Here is a 21,806-nt window from a genome sequence, read left to right on the forward strand (position 1 = left end):
GAGGTCTTCGCCATGTTCAAGACCTGCCGAGTGTCAACAACGCTCGTGATCAATACACCTAGCCGACCCGGAGGTCGTAGCGGACCGAGGTGGAGGCTGATCCGGCCGAGCCCTCGATGGTCAGGGCGCCCGAGTCCCAGACGGGCCCCAGGCGCACCCACAACCCACAGCCGTACGTGGTCACCGTCCCCGCCTTCCGGGTCAGCGGGTTCCCCTCGACCCCCTTGATCCGGATGGTGGTGGGCTCGATGCGCTCCACCGCCACGTCGGTCCGGCCCCACACGACGGTGCCCTGCGCCTCGGCCAGCTGCGCCGCGCACTCGGCCTTCGTGCCGGTGAAGTTGAGCACCGGAAGGACCACCGGCCGGCCCTTGGGGATCGAGCACCGGCGCTCGGCCCGGCCCCCGACGGTGCCCGCGAGGTACCACACGTCGGCCGGCTGGTTCTCGGCGCAGAAGCTGCCGTCCGGGTCCGCCACCGGGTTGGAGCGGGCCGGGCTGGAGGCGGCCCAGCTCCACCACCGGCTCTGGAGCTCGCCGGTGCTGAGCTCGCCGATGCCGGGCGGCGGACGGCGAGGGTCTGCCTCGGGGGCCGCGCACGCTCCGGCCAGCAGGGCCGTCGCCGCAAGCAGAATTAATGATCTTCCGGTACGCATCCCCGCAGGGTACGTCGCTCAGCGGGCCGCGCGCAGGGCCCTTGCCAGTACCTGCGGGGCCTCGGCCAGGGAGGGTCCGTACCAGGTGAGGTGGCGACCGCCGACCAGGGCGGCGGGCAGGGCCGGGAAGGCCTCCGGGCCGTCCTCGGCCGTGAAGCGGTACGGCTCGTCCGGGAGCACCACCAGGTCGCAGCCGGCCGCCGCGAGCTCCTCCACCGGCACCCGGGGGTATCGCTCCGGGTGTCCGGCGTAGACGTTTCGGATCCCGAGCCGCGTCAGCAGATCCCCCGCGAAGGTGTCCCGGCCCAGCACCATCCACGGCCGCCGCCAGATCGGCACGAAGGCGGTGCGCACCTCGACCGGCTCCACCCGGGCCCATGCGCGCTCCGCGTCCGCCAGCCATCCGGGCCGCGCCAGACCCAGCACCCCCACGAGCAGCCGGTCCAGCTCCCGCAGCGCCTGCGGCAGGTCCCGGACCTCGGTGACCAGCACCTCCACCCCGGCCGCGCGCAGCGCCGCCAGGTCGGGGGCCCGGTTCTCCTCCTCGTTGGCGATCACCAGGTCCGGCCGGAGCTCCGCGATGCGCCGCACGTCGGGATTCTTCGTCCCGCCGATCCGCACCGCTCCCCCGAGGTCCTCGGGGTGCGTACACCAGTCGGTGACCCCGACCAGTGCTCCCGGCGCGCTCACGGCCACCGCCTCGGTGAGCGAGGGCACGAGCGAGACGATCCGCCGCACGGCGCTCAGTGTCCCGGCGACGGGGGCTCGGAGGTCGCGTGGATGTGCTCGCCGACCGCGACGACCAGGATCCGGGTGTCCTCGGTGACCGCTCGCCAGCGGTGGCGCACGCCTCCCGACAGGAACAGCGCGTCCCCGCTCTCCAGCCGGTAGGCCCGCCCCTCCGCCTCGACCTGGCAGGCGCCCTCGACGACGTACATCAGTTCGTCGTTGCGGTGCTGGTACTCGCGTCCGGCGTCCTGGTCCCCGGTGAACTCCATGGCGTGCAGCTGGTGGTGCCCGCGCACCAGGGGCCGTACGCCCGGGAGCGGGGTGAGACCGGAGGCGTCACCGGCCCGGACGAGGTTCACCGTGCGCGCGGTGTCGGAGGCGGCCAGCAGTTCGACGGCCGTGGTCTCCAGCGCGTCCGCGACCCGCTCCAGGGACCGCATGCTGGGCCGGGCCCGCTCGTTCTCTATCTGACTCAGGAAGGGCACCGACAGGCCACTGCGCGCCGACACGGCGGCGAGCGTCAGGTGCAGCGCGCGGCGCCGCTTGCGCACGGCCACGCCCACCCGCAGCGGCTCCTTGCCGTCCTTGTCCTTGCTCTTGTCGTCCTTGTCGTTCGGCTTGCCGTTCAGGCCGTCCGCGCCGGCCGTGCTGTCCGTGCCATCGGTGCCGTCGGTGCCGTCCCTGTCGTTCATGTCGGGGCTGCCCTCCCCATGTCTGTCGCACATCGGTGTGCTGTAAGCACCTTACGCAGCAACCGCCTCCGGTTTCGCCCGCACGGGTCTTCCCGTACCGGTGCGCTCACTGTCCGTCGCGGTGCGCGGTCTCCCGGCGGTCGAGACATCCGCCGGGGTGTGTTGCGGCATCATCGACCCCGTGACGACACGACGCCTGATGCTCCTGGACACCGCCTCCCTCTACTACCGCGCGTACTTCGGTGTGCCGGACTCGGTGAAGGCACCCGACGGCACCCCGGTCAACGCCGTGCGCGGCCTGCTCGACTTCATCGGCCGGCTCGTCCAGGACCACCGGCCGGACGATCTGGTGGCCTGCATGGACGCTGACTGGCGGCCGCACTGGCGGGTGGAACTGATCCCTTCGTACAAGGCCCACCGGGTCGCCGAGGAGACCGAGATCGGACCCGACGTCGAGGAGACCCCGGACACCCTCGCCCCGCAGGTTCCGATCATCGAGGCGGCGCTGGACGCCTTCGGCATCGCCCGGGTGGGCGTCGCCGGATACGAGGCGGACGACGTGATCGGTACGCTAACCGCCCGCGCTGGAGGACCGGTGGACATCGTCACCGGCGACCGCGACCTCTACCAGCTGGTGGACGACGCCCGGCAGCGCCGGGTCCTGTACCCGCTCAAGGGCGTGGGCACCCTCCAGGTGACGAACGAGGCGTGGCTCCGCGAGAAGTACGGGGTGGACGGCCCCGGTTACGCGAACCTCGCTCTGCTGCGCGGCGACCCGAGCGACGGGCTGCCGGGCGTCCCCGGCATCGGCGAGAAGACGGCCGCGAAACTCCTCGACGCCTATGGCGACCTGGCCGGGATCATCGCGGCCATCGGAGACCCGAAGTCGAAGCTGACCCCCACCCAGCGCAAGCGGCTCGACGAGTCCCGGCCGTACCTGGCAGTGGCTCCGAAGGTGGTCCAGGTGGCCTCGGACGTGCCGCTGCCGGCATTCGATCCGGCCCTTCCGACCGCTCCTGCGCAGCCCGAACTGGTGGATGCGCTAGCCCATCGGTGGGGCCTGGGGGGTGCTGTCGCTCGCCTGAGCAGCGCGCTGCGCCACTGAGGTGATAACTTAGGTAAGGCTAAGTTTCATGGAGTCAGGGGAGTCACCGTGGCAGAAGGACGCGCCCGCACTGTCGGCACCGCCGTCGTCGTACGCACCGAGCAGCTTTCGCCGCACATGGTGCGGCTCGTGCTGGGCGGTGAGGGCCTCCGGGAGTTCGGCGTGGGCGAGTACACCGACCATTACATCAAGCTGCTGTTCGCGCCGGCAGGCGTGACCTACCCCGCTCCGTGGGACCTTGAACGGATCCGCGCCGACTTTCCCCGGGCGCAGTGGCCGCGCCAGCGCGCGTACACGGTACGGAGCTGGGACCCCGCGCACCTGGAACTGACCCTCGACTTCGTGGTCCACGGCGACGAGGGCCTCGCCGGCCCCTGGGCGGCGCGGGTCCAGCCGGGCGAGCTCGTCCGCTTCCTCGGCCCGGGCGGCGCCTACGCCCCGGACCCGGTGGCCGACTGGCACCTTCTGGTGGGCGACGAGAGCGCGCTGCCGGCGATCGCCGCCGCGATGGAGCGGATGCCGGCGGGCGCGCGGGTCCACGCCATCGTGGAGATCGACGGGCCGGCCGACGAGCTGAAGGTCGCCACCCCGGACGGCGTCGTGCCGATCTGGCTGCACCGCGGCGGCCGCCCGGTCGGCGAGGCGCTGGTGGAGGCGGTCACCTCCTTGGAGTTCCCCTCCGCGGACGTGCACGCCTTCGTCCACGGCGAGGCCGGCTTCGTGAAGGACCTCCGCCGCCACCTCCGCCTGGAGCGCGGCATCCCGCGCGAACGCCTGTCGATCTCGGGCTACTGGCGCCTGGGCGAGACGGACGAGGGCTGGCGCGCGATCAAGCGTGACTGGAACGCCTCCGTGGAGGCCGAGCAGGAACACCGCGCAGCCGCGTAAAGGTTTCGCCCCGCCCGCCCCGACCACCCCCGCCCTCGCATGCCGGCGCCCCCTCACCCGCGCCGGCGTTCGAGAGCCGGGGTGGTCGGGGCCGGCGGGCAACGGCGCCGCGCGCTCCGGGCCCCCGGGCAGGACAATGGCTCCATGCGTACGCTCCCGTCGCTCGGGGCAGCAGGGGCCGCGGCCCTCCTGACCGCGGCGGCAGCCATGTCGGCCACGGCCGCGCCCACCCCGCCCCCGGCCCCGAAACCCCAGATCACGGACGCCGCCGTCGACCGGGCCGTCGCCCGCCTCGACCGCACCGTCGAGGACATGATGCGCCGCACCGGCGTCCCCGGCGTCTCCGTGGCCGTCGTCCACGACGACAAGGTCGTCCACATCAAGGGCTACGGACTGCGCAGGACCGGCGAGAGCGCCAGGGTCGGCCCGGACACCGTCTTCCAGATCGCCTCGCTGTCCAAGCCCGTGTCCTCCACGGTCGTGGCCGGCACCCTCACCGACCCCGCCGAGTGGGACAGCCGCACCGAGCTGCCCGGGTTCTCCCTCAAGGACCCCTGGGTCACCGACCACGTCACGACCGCCGATCTGTTCTCCCACCGCAGCGGCCTTCCCGACCACGCCGGCGACCTCCTCGAAGACCTTGGCTACGACCAGGCGTACATCCTCGACCACCTGCGTCTGGAGCCGCTGAGTCCGTTCCGCGCGAGCTACGCCTACACCAACTTCGGCCTCACCGCGGCCGCCGAGGCCGTCGCCCGCGCCCAGGGCACCAGCTGGCAGAAGCTCAGCGCGGACACCCTCTTCAAGCCCGCCGGCATGACCCGTACCAGCACCGAGTTCTCCGCGTTCGTGGACGCCCCCGACCACGCCGCCACCCACGTCAAGAACCCTGACGGCACGTGGAGTCCCCGCTTCGTCCGCGACCCGGACGCCCAGGCCCCGGCCGGCGGCGTCAGCTCCACCGCCACCGACATGGCCCGCTGGCTCCGCCTGCAACTGGCCGGCGGCACCCTCGACGGGAAGCGGATCATCCCCGCCGACACCCTCGCCCGGACCCACCTGCCCGAGATCGTGTCGCAGCCGACCAACGCCGTCGGCACCACCAGCTTCTACGGCCTGGGCTGGAACGTCGGCTACGACGGTGCCGGCCGCCTGCGCCTGAGCCACTCGGGCGCCTTCGACCTCGGCGCCAACACCAACGTCACCATGCTCCCCCTGGAGCAGCTCGGCATCGTCGTGCTGACCAACGGCGCCCCGGTCGGCCTGCCCGACGCCGTGGCCCTGGACTTCTTCGACTACGCCGAACACGGCAAGGTCTCCACCGACTGGCTCGCGCTGGCCGCCTCCGCCTACGCCACGGCCCTGGAACCCCCGAACGGCTCGGCCACCGACTACGCCCACCCGCCCGCCGGCGCGAAGCCGGCCCGCGACAGCGCCGCGTACACGGGCACCTACGACAACGCCTACTACGGCAAGGCCACCGTGACCGCCGACGGCAACGGCGCACTCACCCTCGCCCTCGGCCCGAAGCCCCTGCGCTTCCCGCTCACGCACTACGACGGGGACACCTTCAGCTTCATGACCGCGGGCGAGAACGCCGTCGGCCGCACCGGGGTGACCTTCGCCGACGGCACCCTGCGCATCGAGTACCTCGACGCCGAGCACCTGGGCACCTTCACCCGGCCCTAGGCCGCATAACCTGTCCTCCGATGAGACGCAGAGCCCAGCCACCCCCCTCGCCCCTCCCCCAGCGCGCCGGCATCGACCCGGTCCGGCTGCGGCTCCCGCCCGACCCGGAGGGGGCGTGGCCGGATCTCGGCGACTACCTCGCCGCGCGCTACGCCGGCACCCGCGGCGCCGACTCCGTCGCCCGACTGATGGCCGCGGGGCGGGTGCTCGGCCCCGGCGGGCAGGTGCTGCGCGCCGGGGATCCGTACGAGCCGGGCGCCTACCTCTGGTTCCACCGGGACGTGGAGCCGGAGCCGCGGGTGCCGTTCCCGATCTCCGTCGTCCACCGGGACCCGCACCTGCTGGTCGTGGACAAGCCGCACTTCCTGGCGACCACCCCGCGCGGCAGCCACATCACCGAGACCGCCCTGGCCCGGCTCCGCGAGGAGCTGGAGCTGCCCGAGCTCAGCCCGGCGCACCGCCTGGACCGGCTGACGGCGGGGCTGGTGATGTTCAGCATCCGGCCCGAGGACCGCGGGGCCTACCAGCTCCTCTTCCAGCGGCGCGAGGTGCACAAGGAGTACGAGGCCCTCGCACCCCACGAACCGGCGCTCGCCCGCGCCCTCCCGCGTACCGTCCGCAGCCGTATCGAGAAGGCCCGCGGGGTCATTGCGGCGGTCGAGGTGCCCGGCGCCGAGCCCAACGCCGAGAGCCTCGTCGAATGCGTCGAGGCGAGGGAGGGGCTGGCCCGCTACCGGCTGACCCCGCACACCGGCCGTACCCACCAGCTGCGCGTCCACATGAACAGCCTGGGCCTGCCCATCCTGGGCGACCCGGTGTATCCGCGCGTCACGGATCCGGCCCCGGACGACTACCGCAGGCCCCTGCAACTCCTGGCCCGGGTGCTGGCGTTCACCGACCCCGTGACGGGAGCCGCGCACCGCTTCGAGAGCCGCCGCACCCTCCAGGCCTGGGACGACCGCGCGGGCTGGGAGGCCGGAGCCGGAGGCTAGGCCGTCTCTTTCGGACCTTGCCGGGCCCTACGAGGTGTCCCGGGGAAGGCCGACGCCCGCGATCCGCAGCGCCGCGTCGGCGGTGGCCTCGGCGAAGGCCACCACCGGCCGCGCCGGATCCGCGCGGTGGACCAGCATGACGCCCTCGATGAGGCCGAAGACCAGGTCTCCCCGGAGCGTCAGCCCCGCCCGGTCCCCGGCCAGTTCGGCGCCGACCCGGATCCCGGCGAGCAGCACCCGGTAGGCGTCCTTGAGTTCCCGACGCATCCGGTGGAACCGCGTGAAGCGCGCACCGCCCACCTCGGGCAGCAGATAGAGCGCCCCCAGGTCGTACGGTCCCCCGCACAGCAGCAGCACGTCGGAGCGGCACAGTTCCCACAACCGCCGCGCGGCGGACCGCCCGCCGTCGGCGAGCAGTTGCCGGGCCAGCACCAGCGAGGGTGCGACGGTGGACTCCAGCAACTCGGCGAGGAGTTCCTCCTTGCCGCCGAAGTAGTGGTACATCGTGGCCTGGCGCATCCCGGCCCGTTCGGCGACGGCCCGGGTGGTGGTCGCCGCGTAGCCCTGGGCGGTGAACAGCTCGGCCGCCGCGCAGAGGAGTTCCTCGCGCGGCGGCCGGTCGCTGTCCGGCCTCAGCCGGTCGGCACGTGGCCGACCGACCCGTTTCGGACCATCGCCCGTTCCCCCACTCATGTCATCGATCGTCGCACAGAGCACGCCGATACGATCATGGCAAGAGATCAGATCAAGCCGGTCCCGCTCTCGGAGGAAGACCCAAATCCGCCTAGCCGACGGAGCTGTAGGCCACTACACCCCGAAGCAGCGCGTCCACGGCCTTGCGGGCATTGCGGGCCACCGTGCTCCCGCTGTCACCGGAGGCCGCCGGAGCGGCCGCCGCGACCTGCCCGAGCACGTCGATGACCTGCTTGCACCAGCGCACGAAGTCACCGGCCGGCATCTCCGCCTCGCGCAGCACCTCGTCCAGGCTCTTGTCGGAGGCCCACTGGTACGCCGCCCACGCGAAGCCGAGGTCCGGCTCGCGCTGGCCCACGCCCTCCGCCTGGTTGATGCGGTGCTCCTCCTCCAGCGCGTCGAGCCGGCCCCAGATGCGGACCATCTCGCCCAGCGCCTCCTTCGCCGCGCCGCCCGGTACCTTCGGTGCGACCGCGTCGTCGGACTGGCGCGCCTCGAAGACCAATGCCGATACGCAGGCCGCCAGTTCGGCCGGGCTGAGACCCTCCCACACCTTGGCCCGCAGGCATTCGGAGGCCAGCAGGTCCAGCTCGCCGTACAGCCGGGCGAGCCGCTTGCCGTGCACGGTGACCTCGTCCTCGCGCAGGTAGTCCAGCTCGGTCAGCAGTGCGTGGATCCGGTCGAAGGTGCGGGCGATGGTGTTCGTCCGGCCCTCGATCCGCCGCTCCAGCTGCTGGGTGTCCCGCTTGAGCCGGTGGTAGCGCTCCGCCCAGCGGGCGTGGTCCTCGCGCTCGTCGCAGCCGTGGCAGGGGTGAGCCCGCAGCTCGCTGCGCAGCCGGGCGATCTCACGGTCGTCGGCGGCCGCGGCCCGGCCGCGGGTGCGCCGCTCCGGCGCGATGTGCCCGGCCTTGGTGCGCAGTTGGGATGCCAGGTCCCGGCGCGACTGCGGCGAGCGCGCGTTGAAGGTCTTGGGGATCCGCATCCGGTCGATGGCCTCGACCGGAACCGGGAAGTCGATCGCGGCGAGCCGCTTGACCTGCCGCTCGGCGGTGAGCACCAGCGGGCGCGGGCCCTCGGCGTACTCGTGCCCGCGGTGTCCGTTGACCCGCCCGGCCGGCACGCCCGGGTCCAGGACCAGCGCCAGCCCGGCGAACTTGCCCGTCGGTACGTGGATGATGTCGCCCGGCTTGAGCTTCTCCAGCGAACCGGCCGCCTGCACCCGGCGCTGCGCGGCGCCCTGCTTGGCCAGGTCCGTCTCGCGGTCCTTGAGGTCACGGCGCAGCTGCGCGTACTCCTCGAAGTTCCCCAGGTGGCAGGTCATGCCCTCCTGGTAGCCCTCCAGGCCCTCCTCGTTGCGCTGCACCTGCCGGGAGATCCCGACGACCGAGCGGTCCGCCTGGAACTGCGCGAAGGAGGTCTCCAGCAGCTCGCGGGAGCGGTGCCGCCCGAACTGGCTGACCAGGTTCACGGCCATGTTGTAGGACGGCTTGAAGCTGGAGCGCAGCGGATACGTACGGGTACCCGCGAGCCCGGCGAGCCCCGCCGGGTCCATGCCGCGCTGCCAGAGCACCACCGCATGGCCCTCGACGTCGATGCCGCGCCGGCCGGCCCGGCCGGTCAGCTGCGTGTACTCGCCGGGGGTGATGTCGGCGTGCTGCTCGCCGTTCCACTTGACCAGCTTCTCCAGGATCACCGTGCGCGCGGGCATGTTGATGCCCAGCGCCAGGGTCTCCGTGGCGAAGACGGCCTTGACCAGACCGCGGACGAAGAGCTCCTCCACGACCTCCTTGAAGGTGGGCAGCATGCCCGCGTGGTGCGCGGCGATGCCCCGCTCCAGCCCTTCGAGCCACTCGTAGTACCCGAGGACGTGCAGGTCCTCGGTGGGGATGGAGGCGGTGCGCGCCTCGACGATCTCGCGGACCTTGAGCCGCGCGGATTCGTCGTTCAGCCGCAGGCCCGCGAAGAGGCACTGCTGGACCGCGGCCTCGCAGCCGGCCCGGCTGAAGATGAAGTTGATGGCGGGCAGCAGCCCGTCATTGTCGAGGCGGGCGATGACCTCGGGGCGGGACGGGGTCCAGATCCGGCCGCGGGAGCGCCGCTCGCGCTCGCGGTCGGCCTCGCGGACCATCTTGCCGCGCCGCCGGTCCTTCGGACTGTAGGTACGGCTGTTCTCCTCGCGTGCCATGCGCAGCAGGTCGGGATTGACCTCCCGGCGCGCGGAGCCCCGGCCGCCGTGGTCGGACTCCTCCTCGAAGAGGTCGTAGATCCGCCGGCCGGCCATGACGTGCTGCCACAGCGGTACGGGCCGCTCCTCGGAGACGATCACCTCGGTGTCCCCGCGCACGGTGTCCAGCCAGTCGCCGAACTCCTCGGCGTTGGACACGGTGGCCGACAGGGAGACCAGGGTCACCGACTCGGGGAGGTGGATGATCACTTCCTCCCAGACGGCCCCGCGGAACCGGTCGGAGAGGTAGTGGACCTCGTCCATCACGACGTAGCCGAGGCCGAGCAGCGACCGGGAGCCCGCGTAGAGCATGTTGCGGAGCACTTCGGTGGTCATCACGACCACCGGCGCCTCGGAGTTGACGCTGTTGTCGCCCGTCAGCAGGCCCACCTTGTCGGCACCGTAGCGCTTGACGAGGTCGGCGAACTTCTGGTTGGACAGGGCCTTGATCGGCGTCGTGTAGAAGCACTTGCGGCCCTGCTGGAGGGCCAGGTGCACGGCGAACTCGCCGACGATGGTCTTGCCCGAGCCGGTCGGGGCGGCGACGAGGACGCCTTTGCCGGCCTCCAGCGCCTTGCAGGCTTCGACCTGGTACGGGTCCAGATCGAATTCGTACATCTCGCGGAAGGGGGCCAGGGCGGAGGCCTCTTCGGCGGCGCGGATCCGGGCAGCGGCGTACCGCTCGGCGGGTGAGAGTTCTTCGGTCATCTTGCTGTCGAGCCTACCCGCCACCTCTGACAACAGTCGCGATCATTTAAGTGAGCAGCCGGACGGCCCGGGGAACGCACTCGGCGGTCACCGGCAGCACCCCCAGCGGCTCTCCGTCCGCGTAGGCGGTCAGGCCCGCCGCCGCCAGCGTGATCTTCCGGGCCCGGTGGACGGTCACCTTCGGGTGGCTCAGGTGCCGGCCCTTGTAGACCTGCGGGAACACCTTGAGCAGGGTGCCCCGGCTGCAGTCGCCGACCACCGTGATGTCGAAGAGCCCGTCGTCGGGCACGGCGTCCGCGCAGATGCGCATGCCCCCTCCGTAGGAGGAGCCGTTGCCGACGGCGACCAGCGTGGCCTCGGTCTCGATCACCGGGCCGTCGTCCAGGGTGATCCGGTACGGGAACGGCCGGAAGGCGGCCAGCTCCGCGAGCATCGCCAGGTCGTACTTGAAGCGGCCGGCCGGCAGTCGCATCCGGTTCCCGCGGTCGTTGACCCGCGAGTCGAAGCCGGAGCACAGCACGGTCCCGAACCACTGCTCGCAGTCGGCGCCGCCCACCCAGCCCAGGTCGATCTCCCGGACGCGGCCCTCCTTGACGGCCTCGGCGGCCAGCCGCCCGGCCCGGGCCGGATCCCTCACGGGCAGCCCCGTCGCCCGCGCGAAGTCGTTGCCGGTTCCCACCGCGACCACCCCGAGCGGCACCGGGGTCCCCGCCAGGGCCTGGAGCGCCAGGGAGACCATCCCGTCGCCGCCCACCGCGATCACCGCGCCGGTGCCCTCACGGACGGCGGTGGTCAGCCGGGCCAGCGCGTCCGGTGCGTCGGCGCCCACGACGGTCCGTACGGAGAAACCGGCCGCCCGGACAGCCGAAGCGGCCGGCTGCGCGGCGTGCGCGCCCCGGCCGCGTCCCGCGGTGGGATTGACGAAAAGGGTGACCTCGTGACTCACCCGGGGGAATGTACCGGAGCCTGCTCGCCGGGCTCACCCCTTCGGGGGCGCCTCCCGGCGGCAGCCGCGGGCGTATCCGTCAGGTGGCGTCGTCGTACCCGTTGATCCGCTGGCGTCCGCCGTCGGCCTGCTCGGGCAGGGCCGCGGGGGCCGGAACCGATTCCAGCGCGCCGATCGGCGCCGGGGTGAGGTCCAGCTCGGAGGCCTCGTCGTCGCTCAGCCCCGCGTCGGGGTCCTTGCGCCGGCGCCTGCGGTCGTTGAGGAGGCAGAGTCCCAGGGCCGCGAAGTAGAGGGCCACGATGGGCAGGGCCAGCGCGAGCATGGTCGGCGGGTCACCGGTGGGGGTGGCAAAGGCGGCGAAGATCGTGATGCCGAGGACCATGCCCCGCCACCAGCTCGCCAGCCGCTTGCCGGTGAGCACACCGGTGAAGTTCAGCAGGATCAGCAGCAGCGGCAGCTCGAAGGCCAGGCCGAACACGATCACCATGCGGGTGACCAGATCGAGGTAGTCGTCGACCGGCAGCAGGTTGCGCGCGTGGTCGGGGGTGAACTCGAGCATGATCGTCGCGGTCTGCGGGAGGATCTTGTATGCGAGCACCGCGCCGGTCAGGAACAGGGGCGCTCCGACGGCGACGAAACTGCGCGCGTACTTCTTCTCGTGGCTGTGCAGCCCGGGCGCGGCGAACGCCCACAGCTGGTAGAGCCACACCGGTGCGGAGAGCACCACACCGGCCATCAGCGAGACCTTCAGGGCGATCGAGAACGCCGAGATGAGGCCGTTCACGGTCATGTCGGCGCAGGGGCGGCCGTTGCGCTGGGTCACCACACCGTTGGTGCAGCCGACGGAGTCGAGCATCGGCTTCAACAGGAAGTTGATGATGTCCCGGTAGAAGAAAGCGGCGACGATCGTGATCACGAGGATCGCGATGACCGACTTCAGCAGGCGGTTCCGCAGCTCACGCAGGTGCTCGACGAGAGGCATCCGCCCTTCGGCGTCCTTTGCCTGTCGTTCCTTCTTCTCCTGCTTGCGGGCAGAGTTGAGCAACCCACGTCCCTTGTCTCGTTGCAGATGACTGGCGTGTACGGCGGGTGTCAGCCCTGGGCGGTGCGGTTCGTCTCGCTGACCGGACGGGAGCTGCTGACGTCACCGGGCGCGGCCTGGATGGTGCGCGGGGCGACCGGCTGCTGCGCGGACTGGTCCGCGGCGGGGGCGGTGGCGGCCTCGTCGCCCTCGCCGTCCTTCTTCATGGCCTTGGCCTCGCTCTTGAGGATGCGGGCCGACTTGCCGAGGGAGCGGGCCATGTCGGGGAGCTTCTTGGCACCGAACAGCAGGATGATGACGCCGACGATGACGAGGATTTCCCAACCCCTGAGGTTGCCCATGGAAGTCTTCCTTTTCTCGGAGGTTCACAGCGCACCGGCACGGACGCCTGGGACTGTGTCTATCGAGGATCGTAACCCCAGGGGGTTAACGCCCGGCAATCCCCGGGCGTCCCCGCGCTTGCGCCCCGGCCTGTTGTTCACGCCCTGGTCACACACATTCGTCCCGATGTCAGGGACGTACGCCGTGTCCCGCCCGGGCCAGGTCGACGGCCGCCTGCTCAAGATCTGCCGAAGCGTCCGTGATCCGGCGGCTGGCCTGCGCCACCTGCGAGGACAGTCTGCGTACCTCCAGGTACACCCGCACGGCCAGCACGGCGAGCACGGCCACTCCGAGAAAACCCAGGGCAATTGCGAACATCGGCCACAGCATGGGCCGAGCCTAGGCCACCCGCCGCGTCAGATGCTGCGCAGGGTGCTCACGCCGCCACCGGTCAGCAGTTCCACGATGCGCTCACCAGCCGGTTTGCGGACGGCAGCACCGCATTCAGGACAGGTGAAGGAGTAGAACGTGGTGCGCCGGCTGCCGCCGATGGCCAGCCGCAGCGCGCCCGCGTCCAGCTCGAAGCGGGCCCGGCAGTCGGGGCAGGAGGCCTTGAAGGCGACGGGCTCGGACGTTGGCGACATCGACCGCGCTCCCCTCAGACCTGTTCCCCGTACCCCACGAGTGCTTCTCGAGCGGCGCTCCGCGCGCTCTCCGCCAGCTCTGCGGGAGCGACGATCCGCCCCTCGCGCCCGAGCCGCAGGGCGAGCCGGCGCAGCGAGGCCGGGTCCGGGCTGCGCAGGGTGATCCGCAGACCGCCCCCGGGCAGTTCCTCCGCGCTGTCGTGCGGGTAGTACTCGGCGACCCAGCGTCCGCCCGGCCCCACCTCGACGACGACCTCGGGGTCCTCGGCGGCCGGCTGGACCAGGCCCTCGGACAGGTCGCGCGGCTCGATGGCGGGCGGCTCGGCCCGCTCGTCCAGCAACCGGATCTCGGCGACCCGGTCGAGACGGAAGGTGCGCCGCGCCTCGGAGAGGTGGCACCAGCCCTCCATGTACGTGTGCCCCACCGCGAAGAGCCGGATCGGGTCGACCGTGCGCTCGGTGAGCTCGTCCCGGGCGGGCGAGTAGTAGCGCAGCCACAGCCGCCGGCGCTCCGCGATGGCCCGGTCGACGTCCGCGAAGACCCCGCCCTCGGACTCGAAGGTCACCGACAGCCGGGAGCTGGCCCCGGCCACCTCGCCCGCGGCCGCCTCCAGCTTGGCCGTGGCCCGCAGCAGGGCGTCCCGGTCGCTCTCGCGCAGCCCGGGCAGGGTCGCCACCGCGCGCGCGGCCACCAGCAGGGCCGTCGCCTCGTCGGCGGCCAGCCGCAGCGGCTCGGCGGTGGACTCCCCCGAGGCGTCCGGGTTGCGCCACCAGATGCGCTCCCCGTCGGTGTCGATGTCGAGCAGGTCCCCGCCCCGGAAGCTCGTTCCGCACATGGGCAGCACGTCGAGGTCCGAGATCAACTCGTCCTCGGTGATCCCGAAGGCCCGCGCGACGTCCGCGACGTGCGCACCGGGGCGCTCGCGCAGGTAGGTCACCAGGGACAGCATCCGGCGGGTCTGATCGATGGCGTTGGCAGCCATGCTGGTACGTCTCCCCCTCAGGGCACGTCTGTGGATGTCGCTGTTGTCGAACGGTGCGGCCGCTGATCGGCCGCCGGGCCCGCGGGCCCGGGGTCGGGCCCCGGTCAGGCCCCGGCGACGGCCCGCAGCCGGTCCACCACGTCCGCCCGCAGGTCGGCGGGACCGACCACGACGACGTCGGGCCCGAACTCCACCAGCCATGCGTCGAGCCCGTGCCCGTAGGGGATCTCCAGCTCGTCCCAGCCGTCCCCGCCCTCACGCACCGCGGTGGCCTTGGCCCGCAGCGGATAACCCGCCCCGGCCCGCAGCCGGATCAGCGCGGAACGGTCCGCGCTCTCCCCGGCCCAGCTCGCCACGGTCTCCCGTACGGTCACCACGTCCGGCACCTCTGCGGTGTACTTCGCGGCCCGGGAGCGGACCTTGCCGGTGATCCGGGAGAGCCGGAACACCCGCTCCGCCCCGCGGTCGCGGTCGTAGCCGGCCAGGTACCAGTGGCCGCGCCAGCACTCCAGCGCCCAGGGCTCGACCTGCCGGGCCTCGGGCCGGGCGGCGGTGGACTTGCGGTAGTCGAAGGCCACCGGTCGGCGGTCCCGGCAGGCCAGCATCAGCGGCTCGAAGGCGGCCTCGTGGACCGGGATGCGCGGCTCGATCGCACTGTGCTGCCCCTCGTACGGGTCCTCCGCCTCGGGCATCCCGCCCGCGCGCAGCTTCTGCAGGGCCCCACTGGCGGCTCCCGCCAGCCGCGCCTGCTGCCAGACCTTGGCGGCCAGCCCCAGGGCGGCGGCCTCCTCGGCGTCCAGCGAGACGGGAGGCAGCCGGTTGCTGTCGCGGCGGGCCAAGTAGCCCGTCTCGCCGTCCAAGTTCTCCACCGTCTCGATGACGAGGCCGAGTTCGCGCAGATCGTCCTTGTCCCGCTCGAACATGCGGTTGAAGGACTCGTCGTTGCCGGCCTCCATGTAGGCCTCGATGGAACCGCGCAACTCGCGCTTGCTGAGCGGCCGGCGGGTCCCCAGCAGACACAGCGCCAGATTCATCAGCCGCTCGGCCTTGGCAATCGCCATCGACGCCCTTCCCCCCGTTCTCGACACACTCGTGACCGCTGACCGTACCGCGCCGGCGGTCCCGGACAAAAAGCGAGGGCCCCCGCCTCACGGCGGGGGCCCTCGGAGCGACTGCCGGTGAATCAGGCAGCCATCAGGTCACAGACGAAGATCAGCGTCTCGCCCGGGGCGATCGCCCCGCCCGCGCCACGGTCACCGTAGGCGAGGTGCGCCGGGATCGTCAGCTTGCGACGGCCGCCGACCTTCATGCCCGCGATGCCCTGGTCCCAGCCCGCGATGACGCGGCCGGCACCGAGCGGGAACTGCAGCGCGGAACCGCGGTTCCACGAAGCGTCGAACTCCTCGCCGGTGGAGAAGGCCACGCCCACGTAGTGGACGGAGACCATGGCACCGGCCTTGGCCTCGGCGCCGTCGCCCTCCCAGATGTCCTCGATCACGAGGTCCGTCGGGGCTTCGCCCTCGGGGAAGTCGATCTCGGGCTTCTCGAGCTTCTGGCTCACGGAACTGCTCCTCATACGTACGAAACGGTCAACCGGAACAGTCTTACATCACCGCGAGGATGTCGAGGCTGAAGACCAGCGTCGACTTCGCCGGGATGGTGCCCTGCTCCTTGTCGCCGAAGGCCTGGTCCGGCGGGATGACCAGCAGGATGCGGCTGCCGACCTTCTTGCCGACGATGCCGTCCTTCAGACCCTTGACCGAGAGCTCACCCAGCGGCCACGTGACCGTCTGGTCGCTGGTGTAGGTGCTCTCGAAGGACTTGTCGTCCTTCCACGTCTTGCCGTTGAACTTGACGACGACGCTGTCGGTGTCCTTCACGACCGCGCCGTCACCCTCCAGGACGTAGTTCGAGACCAGCTTCGTGGGCTCGGCCGTGTCCTTCGGGACGGTCACGGAGACTTCCTTGCCGTCCGCGTTCGTGCCGACCTTGGGCAGGTCCTTGTTCTCCTGGGCGACTTCCTTGCCCGTGGCCGAGGCCGGGACGGTCGCGCCCTTGACGATGTCCACGACGAAGACCAGCGTGGCGTTCGGCTTGATCTTCTCGCCCGAGCCCTGCGCCCCGTAACCGAGCTCCGGCGGGATGACCAGCTCGACACGGCTGCCGACCTTCTGGCCCTCCAGACCCTGGTCCCAGCCCTTGATGACGGCGCCGGCGCCGATGGTCAGGTCGAACGGAGCGGGCCGCCCGAAGCTCTTGTCGAACGGCTCCTTGCCGTCCCACACCTGGCCGAGGTAGTGGACCTGCGCGATGTCGTTCTTCTTCAGCACCTGCCCGGTGCCCTCGCTGACGGTCACCACCTTCAGCTCCTTGGGCGGCGTGCCCTTCCCCTTCGACAGGGTGGGCGTCTCCCCGAACGCGGCTCCCTTGGTGATCGCGGGGGCCCCGTTCTTCATCTGGGCGGAGTCGGAGCCGCTGTCGTCGCCACACGCTGCGGTCGTCAGCAGCAGGAGGGGTACGACAAGCAGGCCGGCAAGTCGGCGCACGGGTTCCTCAGATCTCAGACGGCAAAGCGGTCGCTCGCCACTCTAAGCCGTGCGCAGGGCCCCGTACGAGAGACGTACGAGGCCCTGGCGAGGAGTGTGATGTCACACTGCGGTCACTCTGCGGTCCTGGTTGCCGCGCCGGACGCCGTCCTACATCCCGGCGATCAGCTTCTCCACCCGGTCGTCCACCGACCGGAACGGGTCCTTGCACAGCACCGTCCGCTGCGCCTGGTCATTCAGCTTCAGGTGCACCCAGTCGACCGTGAAGTCCCGCCGCTGCTCCTGCGCCCGGCGGATGAAGTCGCCGCGCAGCCGGGCACGCGTCGTCTGCGGGGGCACCGACTTGCCCTCGAAGATCTTGAGGTCGTTGCAGATCCGCGCCGCCTGCCCCTTGCGCTCCAGCAGGTAGTACAGCCCGCGCCGACGGTGGATGTCGTGGTAGGCGAGGTCTATCTGAGCCACTCGCGGGTTCGACATGGTCATGTTGTGCTTGGCCCGGTACCGCTCGATCAGCTGGTACTTCATGACCCAGTCGATCTCGGTCCCGATCCGGTCCAGGTCCTCCGCGTCGATCGCGTCGAGCGTGCGACCCCACAGCTCCAGCACCTGGTCCACCACGCCGGTACGGATACCCCGGCGCTCGGCGAAGTCCACCGCCTTGTCGTAGTACTCCCGCTGGATCTCCAGCGCGGAGGCCTCCCGGCCGCTCGCCAGCCGCACCTTGCGCTGACCCGTGATGTCGTGGCTGACCTCGCGGATCGCCCGGATCGGGTTCTCCAGGGTCAGATCGCGCATCACCGTGCCCGCCTCGATCATGCGCAGCACCAGGTCGGTGGCCCCGACCTTGAGCAGCATGGTCGTCTCGGACATGTTCGAGTCACCGACGATGACGTGCAGCCTGCGGTAGCGCTCGGCGTCCGCGTGCGGCTCGTCCCGGGTGTTGATGATGGGCCGCGAGCGGGTCGTGGCGGAGCTGACGCCCTCCCAGATGTGCTCGGCCCGCTGGCTCACGCAGTAGACCGCACCGCGCGGCGTCTGCAGCACCTTGCCCGCGCCGCAGATCAGCTGCCGCGTGACAAGGAACGGAATGAGAATGTCCGCCAGGCGGGAGAATTCCCCGTGCCGGGCCACCAGGTAGTTCTCGTGGCAGCCGTACGAGTTGCCCGCCGAGTCGGTGTTGTTCTTGAAGAGATAGACGTCGCCCGCGATTCCCTCCTCGTGCAGGCGGCGTTCGGCATCGACGAGCAGACCTTCGAGAATGCGCTCGCCTGCTTTGTCGTGGGTGACCAGCTCGGTCACGTTGTCGCATTCGGGAGTTGCATATTCCGGATGCGAACCCACGTCGAGGTACAGGCGGGCGCCGTTCCGCAGGAAGACATTGCTGCTGCGGCCCCATGACACAACACGGCGGAAGAGGTAGCGCGCCACTTCGTCAGGAGACAGTCGGCGCTGTCCCCTGAACGTGCACGTGACGCCGTACTCGTTCTCCAGCCCGAAAATGCGGCGGTCCATGACTGAACATTACGCCTTCTGCCCTCTTCTGAAACCGGGTTCGGGAGCGCCGTTTCGATCAGTTCTCCTCAGGGAGCCGATCGACGCCCCGATCGCGGCCCGATCGCGGCCCGATCGGCCCATCCCGCGCACCCACCGATCAGGGTGCCGACGGGGCACCCGACGGCACGTCACGGGAGTCGTCCGACGCCCCGTCGGACGAACCGGCCACCGCGCGACTGCGGCCGCCCGTTGCCATCGCCCGCTGAGTGACCATCAGCACCAGCAGCGCCGCGCCGCCCGCCACGCTCGCCACACCGAAGCCCACCGCGGTTCCGCCCAGCTCCACCGCCGGCCCCGCGGCCGCCGTACCGATCGCCGCGCCCACCCCGAAGAACGTCACCAGCCACGAGAACGCCTCCGTCACCGTGCCCGCCGGGGCGTGCCGGTCCACGACGATGAACGCGCACGCCAGCGAGGGCGCCAGGAACACGCCCGAGAGCGCCGCCAGCGCGGTCATCGCCACCGGCCCCGGAACCAGCATCAGCGGCAGGTAGCAGACCGCCAGCAGGGCCACCAGCAACCGCAGCCGCCGCTCGGGCGCACCGGCCCACTGCCGGGCTCCGTAGAACACACCGCCGACCAGCGCGCCCAGACCCAGCGCCGCCATCAGCCAGCCGTACACCGCCTGACCGCCGTGCTCGTCCGCGTACGCCACACCGGCCACCGTGATCGAGCCCAGCGCCGTACCCACGAAGAAGAACGCGCCGAGCAGCGCCAGCAGCCCCCGCGAACGCAGCGCCCCCAGCCAGTGCGCCTCCCGCGGCGCCGAGCGCCACTTCCGGGACGGCTCGCTGACCACCACGGACAGCGCTCCGAGCACCCCGATCGCATTGAGCGCCAGCAGCGCCCCCGCCGGCGACCACATCGCCACGAACAGCGTCACCAGCAGCGGACCGACGGTGAACATGACCTCCTGGGCCACCGCGTCCATCGCGTACGCGGCGTGCACCTTCTCCTCGCGGCCGCCCAGCACCCCCGGCCACAGCGCCCGCAGCCCGCCCTCCAGGGGCGGCGTGAAGAGCCCCGCGACCACCACCGCGGCGTACGCGGCCACCGCCGACCCCGTGCCGGTGAGAGCCAGCCACAGCATGCCCAGCGCCGAGGCCACCGCGGCCGGCAGCTGGACCCGCGGCTGCCCGAACAGGTCCACGGCCCGGCCCAGCAGCGGCTGCCCCACCGCGTTCGCCAGCCCGTACGCGGCGGCCAGCGCTCCCGCCAGGCTGTAGCTGCCGCCCTCGGCACGCGTGAACAGCACGATCGCGATCGGCCCGGTGGCATTGGGCAGTCGGCCCACGAGCGTGCCCACCAGCAACCTCGCGGCGTGCCGGGTCCTCAGCAGCTCCGCGTATCCCGCGGCCATGTCCGCCCCCTTCTGCCCGGATCCAGCCCGGAGTAAGCCAAGTAATACGTATAACGTCAGGCCTCATACGTACCATGGCCGCAGTCCGCCGGTCCACCCCGCGGACCCCGCAACACCGCCCGACCTCGCACTTCAGGAGCCCCGTGTGACGAGACCCACCAGCCGCGACGTGGCCACCGCCGCCGGGGTCTCCCAGGCCACCGTCTCCCTCGTCCTCGGAGACAAATGGCCCGGCCGCGTCTCCGAACGCACCGCGACCCACGTCCGCGAAACCGCCACCCGCCTCGGCTACCGGCCCAACCTCGCCGCCCGCAACCTCCGCCTCGGCACCACCCGCACCGCCCTCCTCGTCGTACCCGCCCTCACCAACGAGTTCTTCGCCCGCGTCTACACCGGAGCCGCCCGCGTCGCCGCCGAACACGGCTTCGGCGTCGTCCTCTACCCCTCCCCCGACGGCACCGGCCCGGCCCGCGACCCCTTCGCCTCCGCCCGCGCCGCCCTCGACGGGGTCATCGCCTCCTCCATGGCCGCCGACGCCCTCGACGCCATCGGCGGCAACACCCTCCCCCTCGTCATGCTCGACAGCGACCCCGCCGCCGGCACCGCCGCCGCCCACGTCAACCTCGCCATGGCCGACGGGATGCGCCAGATCACCGAGCACCTCCTCGCCCTCGGCCACCGCCGCTTCCTGCACCTCGCCTCCGCCGTCGACTCCTGGACCTTCGACACCCGCGCCGAAGCCCTCACGGCCCTCCTGGGCCCCGGCACCGAGCTGCGCACCGTACGGTCCCCCCTCACCGTCGACGGCGCCCGGACGGCCCTGGAGGCCGCCCTGGCCGCCCCCCAGGACCGACCCACCGCCGTCGTCTGCGACGACGACATCCTCGCCGCCGGCGCCTGCAAGGCCGCCCGCCGCCTCGGCCTGCGCATCCCCGAGGACCTCTCGATCACCGGCTTCGACGACCTCGCCCTCGCCACCGCCGTCGAACCCGAACTCACCACCGTCCACCTCCCCGCCGAGCGCGTCGGCGAACAGGGCATGACCGCCCTCCTCGCCGTCCTCGAAGGCACCCCCTGGACCGCCCCCGACCTCCCGGTCCGGCTCGTCGTCCGCGACTCCTCCGGCCCCGCCCCCACCGCCTGACCGGCCCGGACACGACGAAGCCCGGACACGACGAAGCCCCGGCCCGCCGAATACGGCGAACCGGGGCCCCTCTGCACTGCACTACTCGGCGTCGTCCTCCGGCGCCTCGTCGTTCGACACGGCATCGGCCTGCACCGCCGCCGTCACGTCCGCCTCCAGCAGCCGCGACAGCTGCCGGCCCCGGATCCGCTTGAACTTCCGCTGCTGGGACCTCGTCCGGTCCAGCACCGCGACCTCCAGCCGCTCGGCCGGAATGGTCTTGTCCGCGCCGTTGGCCTGGCTGGACAACGCCTGCACCGCCAGCTTCAACGCCTCGGACAGGGTCATCCCGTCCTGGTGACGCTGATCGAGGAAGGTACTGATCTGCTCGGCGTTGCCACCGACCGCGACCGAACCGTGCTCGTCCACGATCGACCCGTCGTGCGGCAGCCGGTAGATCTGGTCCCCGGCCGCGGTCGCACCGACCTCCGCGACCACCAGCTCGACCTCGTACGGCTTCTCACCGGCCGAGGAGAAGATGGTGCCGAGCGTCTGCGCGTAGACGTTGGCCAGCCCACGGGCCGTCACATCGTCACGGTCGTAGGTGTACCCGCGCAGATCCGCGTACCGCACACCGCCGATCCGCAGGTTCTCGTACTCGTTGTACTTACCGGCGGCCGCGAAGCCGATCCGGTCGTAGATCTCGCTGAACTTGTGCAGCGCACGGGACGGGTTCTCGCCGACGAACACGATGCCGTCGGCGTACTGCAGCACGACCAGGCTGCGACCGCGGGCAATGCCCTTGCGGGCGTATTCCGCCCGGTCGGCCATGGCCTGCTGGGGTGACACATAGAACGGAGTCGACACCGGCTGTCCGTCCCTTTCTTCTGGGCTCCTACGGGGCGACGGATG

Annotated in this window: 22 protein-coding genes; 5 read left to right on the forward strand and 17 right to left on the reverse strand. The window is 71.6% G+C overall.

The genetic code is table 11. The annotated features are described in order from the left end of the window. Positions 1-58: 58 nt before the first annotated feature. From IE257_RS36775 to IE257_RS36785, 3 genes are read right to left on the reverse strand one after another with little or no spacing between them, the layout of a single operon-like run. Entirely contained in the window at positions 59-655 is a 597-nt protein-coding gene (locus IE257_RS36775; protein WP_189974301.1) for a signal protein, read from the reverse strand. Positions 656-673: 18 nt separating this feature from the next. Next, positions 674-1,393, reverse strand: a complete 720-nt coding sequence (locus tag IE257_RS36780) for a helical backbone metal receptor (protein WP_372453128.1) — start codon at positions 1,391-1,393, stop codon at positions 674-676. A 5-nt stretch (positions 1,394-1,398) separates the two neighbouring features. Further along, positions 1,399-1,947: a helix-turn-helix domain-containing protein gene (locus IE257_RS36785; protein ID WP_030389632.1), complete on the reverse strand. Its 549-nt coding sequence runs from the start codon at positions 1,945-1,947 to the stop codon at positions 1,399-1,401. A 328-nt stretch (positions 1,948-2,275) separates the two neighbouring features. Here IE257_RS36785 and IE257_RS36790 point away from each other — a divergent pair, with 328 nt between their 5' ends. The 4 genes from IE257_RS36790 to IE257_RS36805 all read left to right on the forward strand — a co-directional run bounded on the left by IE257_RS36790 (position 2,276) and on the right by IE257_RS36805 (position 6,750). Continuing rightward, on the forward strand, positions 2,276-3,181 hold the full coding sequence (locus IE257_RS36790; protein WP_189974351.1) for a 5'-3' exonuclease: 906 nt from the start codon (positions 2,276-2,278) through the stop codon (positions 3,179-3,181). A 48-nt stretch (positions 3,182-3,229) separates the two neighbouring features. After that, positions 3,230-4,069, forward strand: a complete 840-nt coding sequence (locus tag IE257_RS36795; RefSeq protein ID WP_189974303.1) for a siderophore-interacting protein — start codon at positions 3,230-3,232, stop codon at positions 4,067-4,069. A 144-nt stretch (positions 4,070-4,213) separates the two neighbouring features. Next, the gene (locus IE257_RS36800) at positions 4,214-5,758 is read left to right on the forward strand and encodes a serine hydrolase (RefSeq protein ID WP_189974305.1); all 1,545 of its coding nucleotides are present in this window, start codon (positions 4,214-4,216) and stop codon (positions 5,756-5,758) included. Between the two features lie 20 nt (positions 5,759-5,778). After that, the gene (locus IE257_RS36805) at positions 5,779-6,750 is read left to right on the forward strand and encodes a pseudouridine synthase (RefSeq protein WP_189974307.1); all 972 of its coding nucleotides are present in this window, start codon (positions 5,779-5,781) and stop codon (positions 6,748-6,750) included. A gap of 27 nt (positions 6,751-6,777) precedes the next feature. Here the strand turns inward: IE257_RS36805 and IE257_RS36810 are convergent, their stop codons facing one another. From IE257_RS36810 to IE257_RS36870, 13 genes are all read right to left on the reverse strand, one after another. Next, positions 6,778-7,443, reverse strand: a complete 666-nt coding sequence (locus IE257_RS36810; protein WP_189974309.1) for a TetR/AcrR family transcriptional regulator — start codon at positions 7,441-7,443, stop codon at positions 6,778-6,780. A 91-nt stretch (positions 7,444-7,534) separates the two neighbouring features. Then, positions 7,535-10,375 (reverse strand): DEAD/DEAH box helicase, encoded by a 2,841-nt coding sequence (locus tag IE257_RS36815; RefSeq protein WP_189974311.1) that lies wholly within the window; start codon positions 10,373-10,375, stop codon positions 7,535-7,537. 46 nt (positions 10,376-10,421) lie between these two features. Next, complete coding sequence (locus IE257_RS36820) at positions 10,422-11,321, reverse strand: diacylglycerol kinase (RefSeq protein ID WP_189974313.1); 900 nt, start codon at positions 11,319-11,321, stop codon at positions 10,422-10,424. A gap of 79 nt (positions 11,322-11,400) precedes the next feature. Further along, entirely contained in the window at positions 11,401-12,366 is a 966-nt protein-coding gene (gene tatC, locus IE257_RS36825) for a twin-arginine translocase subunit TatC (RefSeq protein ID WP_189974315.1), read from the reverse strand. A gap of 47 nt (positions 12,367-12,413) precedes the next feature. Beyond that, a complete protein-coding gene (tatA, locus tag IE257_RS36830; RefSeq protein ID WP_189974317.1) occupies positions 12,414-12,704 on the reverse strand; it encodes a Sec-independent protein translocase subunit TatA in 291 nt (96 codons plus the stop codon). A gap of 169 nt (positions 12,705-12,873) precedes the next feature. Beyond that, a complete protein-coding gene (locus IE257_RS36835) occupies positions 12,874-13,074 on the reverse strand; it encodes a hypothetical protein (protein WP_052876828.1) in 201 nt (66 codons plus the stop codon). A 26-nt stretch (positions 13,075-13,100) separates the two neighbouring features. Next, positions 13,101-13,328: a CpXC domain-containing protein gene (locus IE257_RS36840; protein ID WP_030389621.1), complete on the reverse strand. Its 228-nt coding sequence runs from the start codon at positions 13,326-13,328 to the stop codon at positions 13,101-13,103. A gap of 14 nt (positions 13,329-13,342) precedes the next feature. Next, entirely contained in the window at positions 13,343-14,311 is a 969-nt protein-coding gene (locus IE257_RS36845) for a helix-turn-helix transcriptional regulator (RefSeq protein ID WP_189974319.1), read from the reverse strand. Between the two features lie 104 nt (positions 14,312-14,415). Further along, positions 14,416-15,372 (reverse strand): helix-turn-helix transcriptional regulator, encoded by a 957-nt coding sequence (locus IE257_RS36850; RefSeq protein WP_189974321.1) that lies wholly within the window; start codon positions 15,370-15,372, stop codon positions 14,416-14,418. A gap of 122 nt (positions 15,373-15,494) precedes the next feature. Beyond that, positions 15,495-15,887 (reverse strand): FKBP-type peptidyl-prolyl cis-trans isomerase, encoded by a 393-nt coding sequence (locus IE257_RS36855; protein ID WP_189974323.1) that lies wholly within the window; start codon positions 15,885-15,887, stop codon positions 15,495-15,497. Between the two features lie 28 nt (positions 15,888-15,915). Beyond that, positions 15,916-16,857 (reverse strand): FKBP-type peptidyl-prolyl cis-trans isomerase, encoded by a 942-nt coding sequence (locus tag IE257_RS36860; RefSeq protein WP_189974325.1) that lies wholly within the window; start codon positions 16,855-16,857, stop codon positions 15,916-15,918. 150 nt (positions 16,858-17,007) lie between these two features. Beyond that, complete coding sequence (gene pafA, locus IE257_RS36865; protein ID WP_030016332.1) at positions 17,008-18,369, reverse strand: Pup--protein ligase; 1,362 nt, start codon at positions 18,367-18,369, stop codon at positions 17,008-17,010. Positions 18,370-18,508: 139 nt separating this feature from the next. Then, positions 18,509-19,771 carry an MFS transporter gene (locus IE257_RS36870; protein ID WP_189974327.1) on the reverse strand — a complete coding sequence of 421 codons (1,263 nt, stop codon included), beginning with the start codon at positions 19,769-19,771 and terminating at the stop codon, positions 18,509-18,511. Positions 19,772-19,916: 145 nt separating this feature from the next. On the opposite strand from IE257_RS36870, the gene IE257_RS36875 reads away from it, so the two are divergent. Further along, positions 19,917-20,915 carry a LacI family DNA-binding transcriptional regulator gene (locus IE257_RS36875; RefSeq protein ID WP_229920885.1) on the forward strand — a complete coding sequence of 333 codons (999 nt, stop codon included), beginning with the start codon at positions 19,917-19,919 and terminating at the stop codon, positions 20,913-20,915. 81 nt (positions 20,916-20,996) lie between these two features. Here IE257_RS36875 and prcA read toward each other — a convergent pair whose 3' ends face one another. Continuing rightward, complete coding sequence (gene prcA / locus IE257_RS36880; RefSeq protein WP_078909722.1) at positions 20,997-21,761, reverse strand: proteasome subunit alpha; 765 nt, start codon at positions 21,759-21,761, stop codon at positions 20,997-20,999. Positions 21,762-21,806: the final 45 nt, after the last annotated feature.

It is taken from the genome of Streptomyces avidinii, assembly GCF_014650695.1.
GTDB classification, from domain to species: domain Bacteria; phylum Actinomycetota; class Actinomycetes; order Streptomycetales; family Streptomycetaceae; genus Streptomyces; species Streptomyces avidinii.

What these genes read in the sequence shown, in the direction of transcription:
- IE257_RS36775 (WP_189974301.1), bottom strand. Translation starts at nt 655, where the DNA reads ATGCGTACCGGAAGATCATTAATTCTGCTTGCGGCGACGGCCCTGCTG.
- IE257_RS36790 (WP_189974351.1), top strand. Translation starts at nt 2,276, where the DNA reads ATGCTCCTGGACACCGCCTCCCTCTACTACCGCGCGTACTTCGGTGTG.
- IE257_RS36800 (WP_189974305.1), top strand. Translation starts at nt 4,214, where the DNA reads ATGCGTACGCTCCCGTCGCTCGGGGCAGCAGGGGCCGCGGCCCTCCTG.
- IE257_RS36805 (WP_189974307.1), top strand. Translation starts at nt 5,779, where the DNA reads ATGAGACGCAGAGCCCAGCCACCCCCCTCGCCCCTCCCCCAGCGCGCC.
- IE257_RS36810 (WP_189974309.1), bottom strand. Translation starts at nt 7,443, where the DNA reads ATGAGTGGGGGAACGGGCGATGGTCCGAAACGGGTCGGTCGGCCACGT.
- IE257_RS36815 (WP_189974311.1), bottom strand. Translation starts at nt 10,375, where the DNA reads ATGACCGAAGAACTCTCACCCGCCGAGCGGTACGCCGCTGCCCGGATC.
- tatA (WP_189974317.1), bottom strand. Translation starts at nt 12,704, where the DNA reads ATGGGCAACCTCAGGGGTTGGGAAATCCTCGTCATCGTCGGCGTCATC.
- IE257_RS36835 (WP_052876828.1), bottom strand. Translation starts at nt 13,074, where the DNA reads ATGCTGTGGCCGATGTTCGCAATTGCCCTGGGTTTTCTCGGAGTGGCC.
- IE257_RS36840 (WP_030389621.1), bottom strand. Translation starts at nt 13,328, where the DNA reads ATGTCGCCAACGTCCGAGCCCGTCGCCTTCAAGGCCTCCTGCCCCGAC.
- IE257_RS36845 (WP_189974319.1), bottom strand. Translation starts at nt 14,311, where the DNA reads ATGGCTGCCAACGCCATCGATCAGACCCGCCGGATGCTGTCCCTGGTG.
- IE257_RS36850 (WP_189974321.1), bottom strand. Translation starts at nt 15,372, where the DNA reads ATGGCGATTGCCAAGGCCGAGCGGCTGATGAATCTGGCGCTGTGTCTG.
- IE257_RS36855 (WP_189974323.1), bottom strand. Translation starts at nt 15,887, where the DNA reads ATGAGGAGCAGTTCCGTGAGCCAGAAGCTCGAGAAGCCCGAGATCGAC.
- pafA (WP_030016332.1), bottom strand. Translation starts at nt 18,369, where the DNA reads ATGGACCGCCGCATTTTCGGGCTGGAGAACGAGTACGGCGTCACGTGC.
- IE257_RS36870 (WP_189974327.1), bottom strand. Translation starts at nt 19,771, where the DNA reads ATGGCCGCGGGATACGCGGAGCTGCTGAGGACCCGGCACGCCGCGAGG.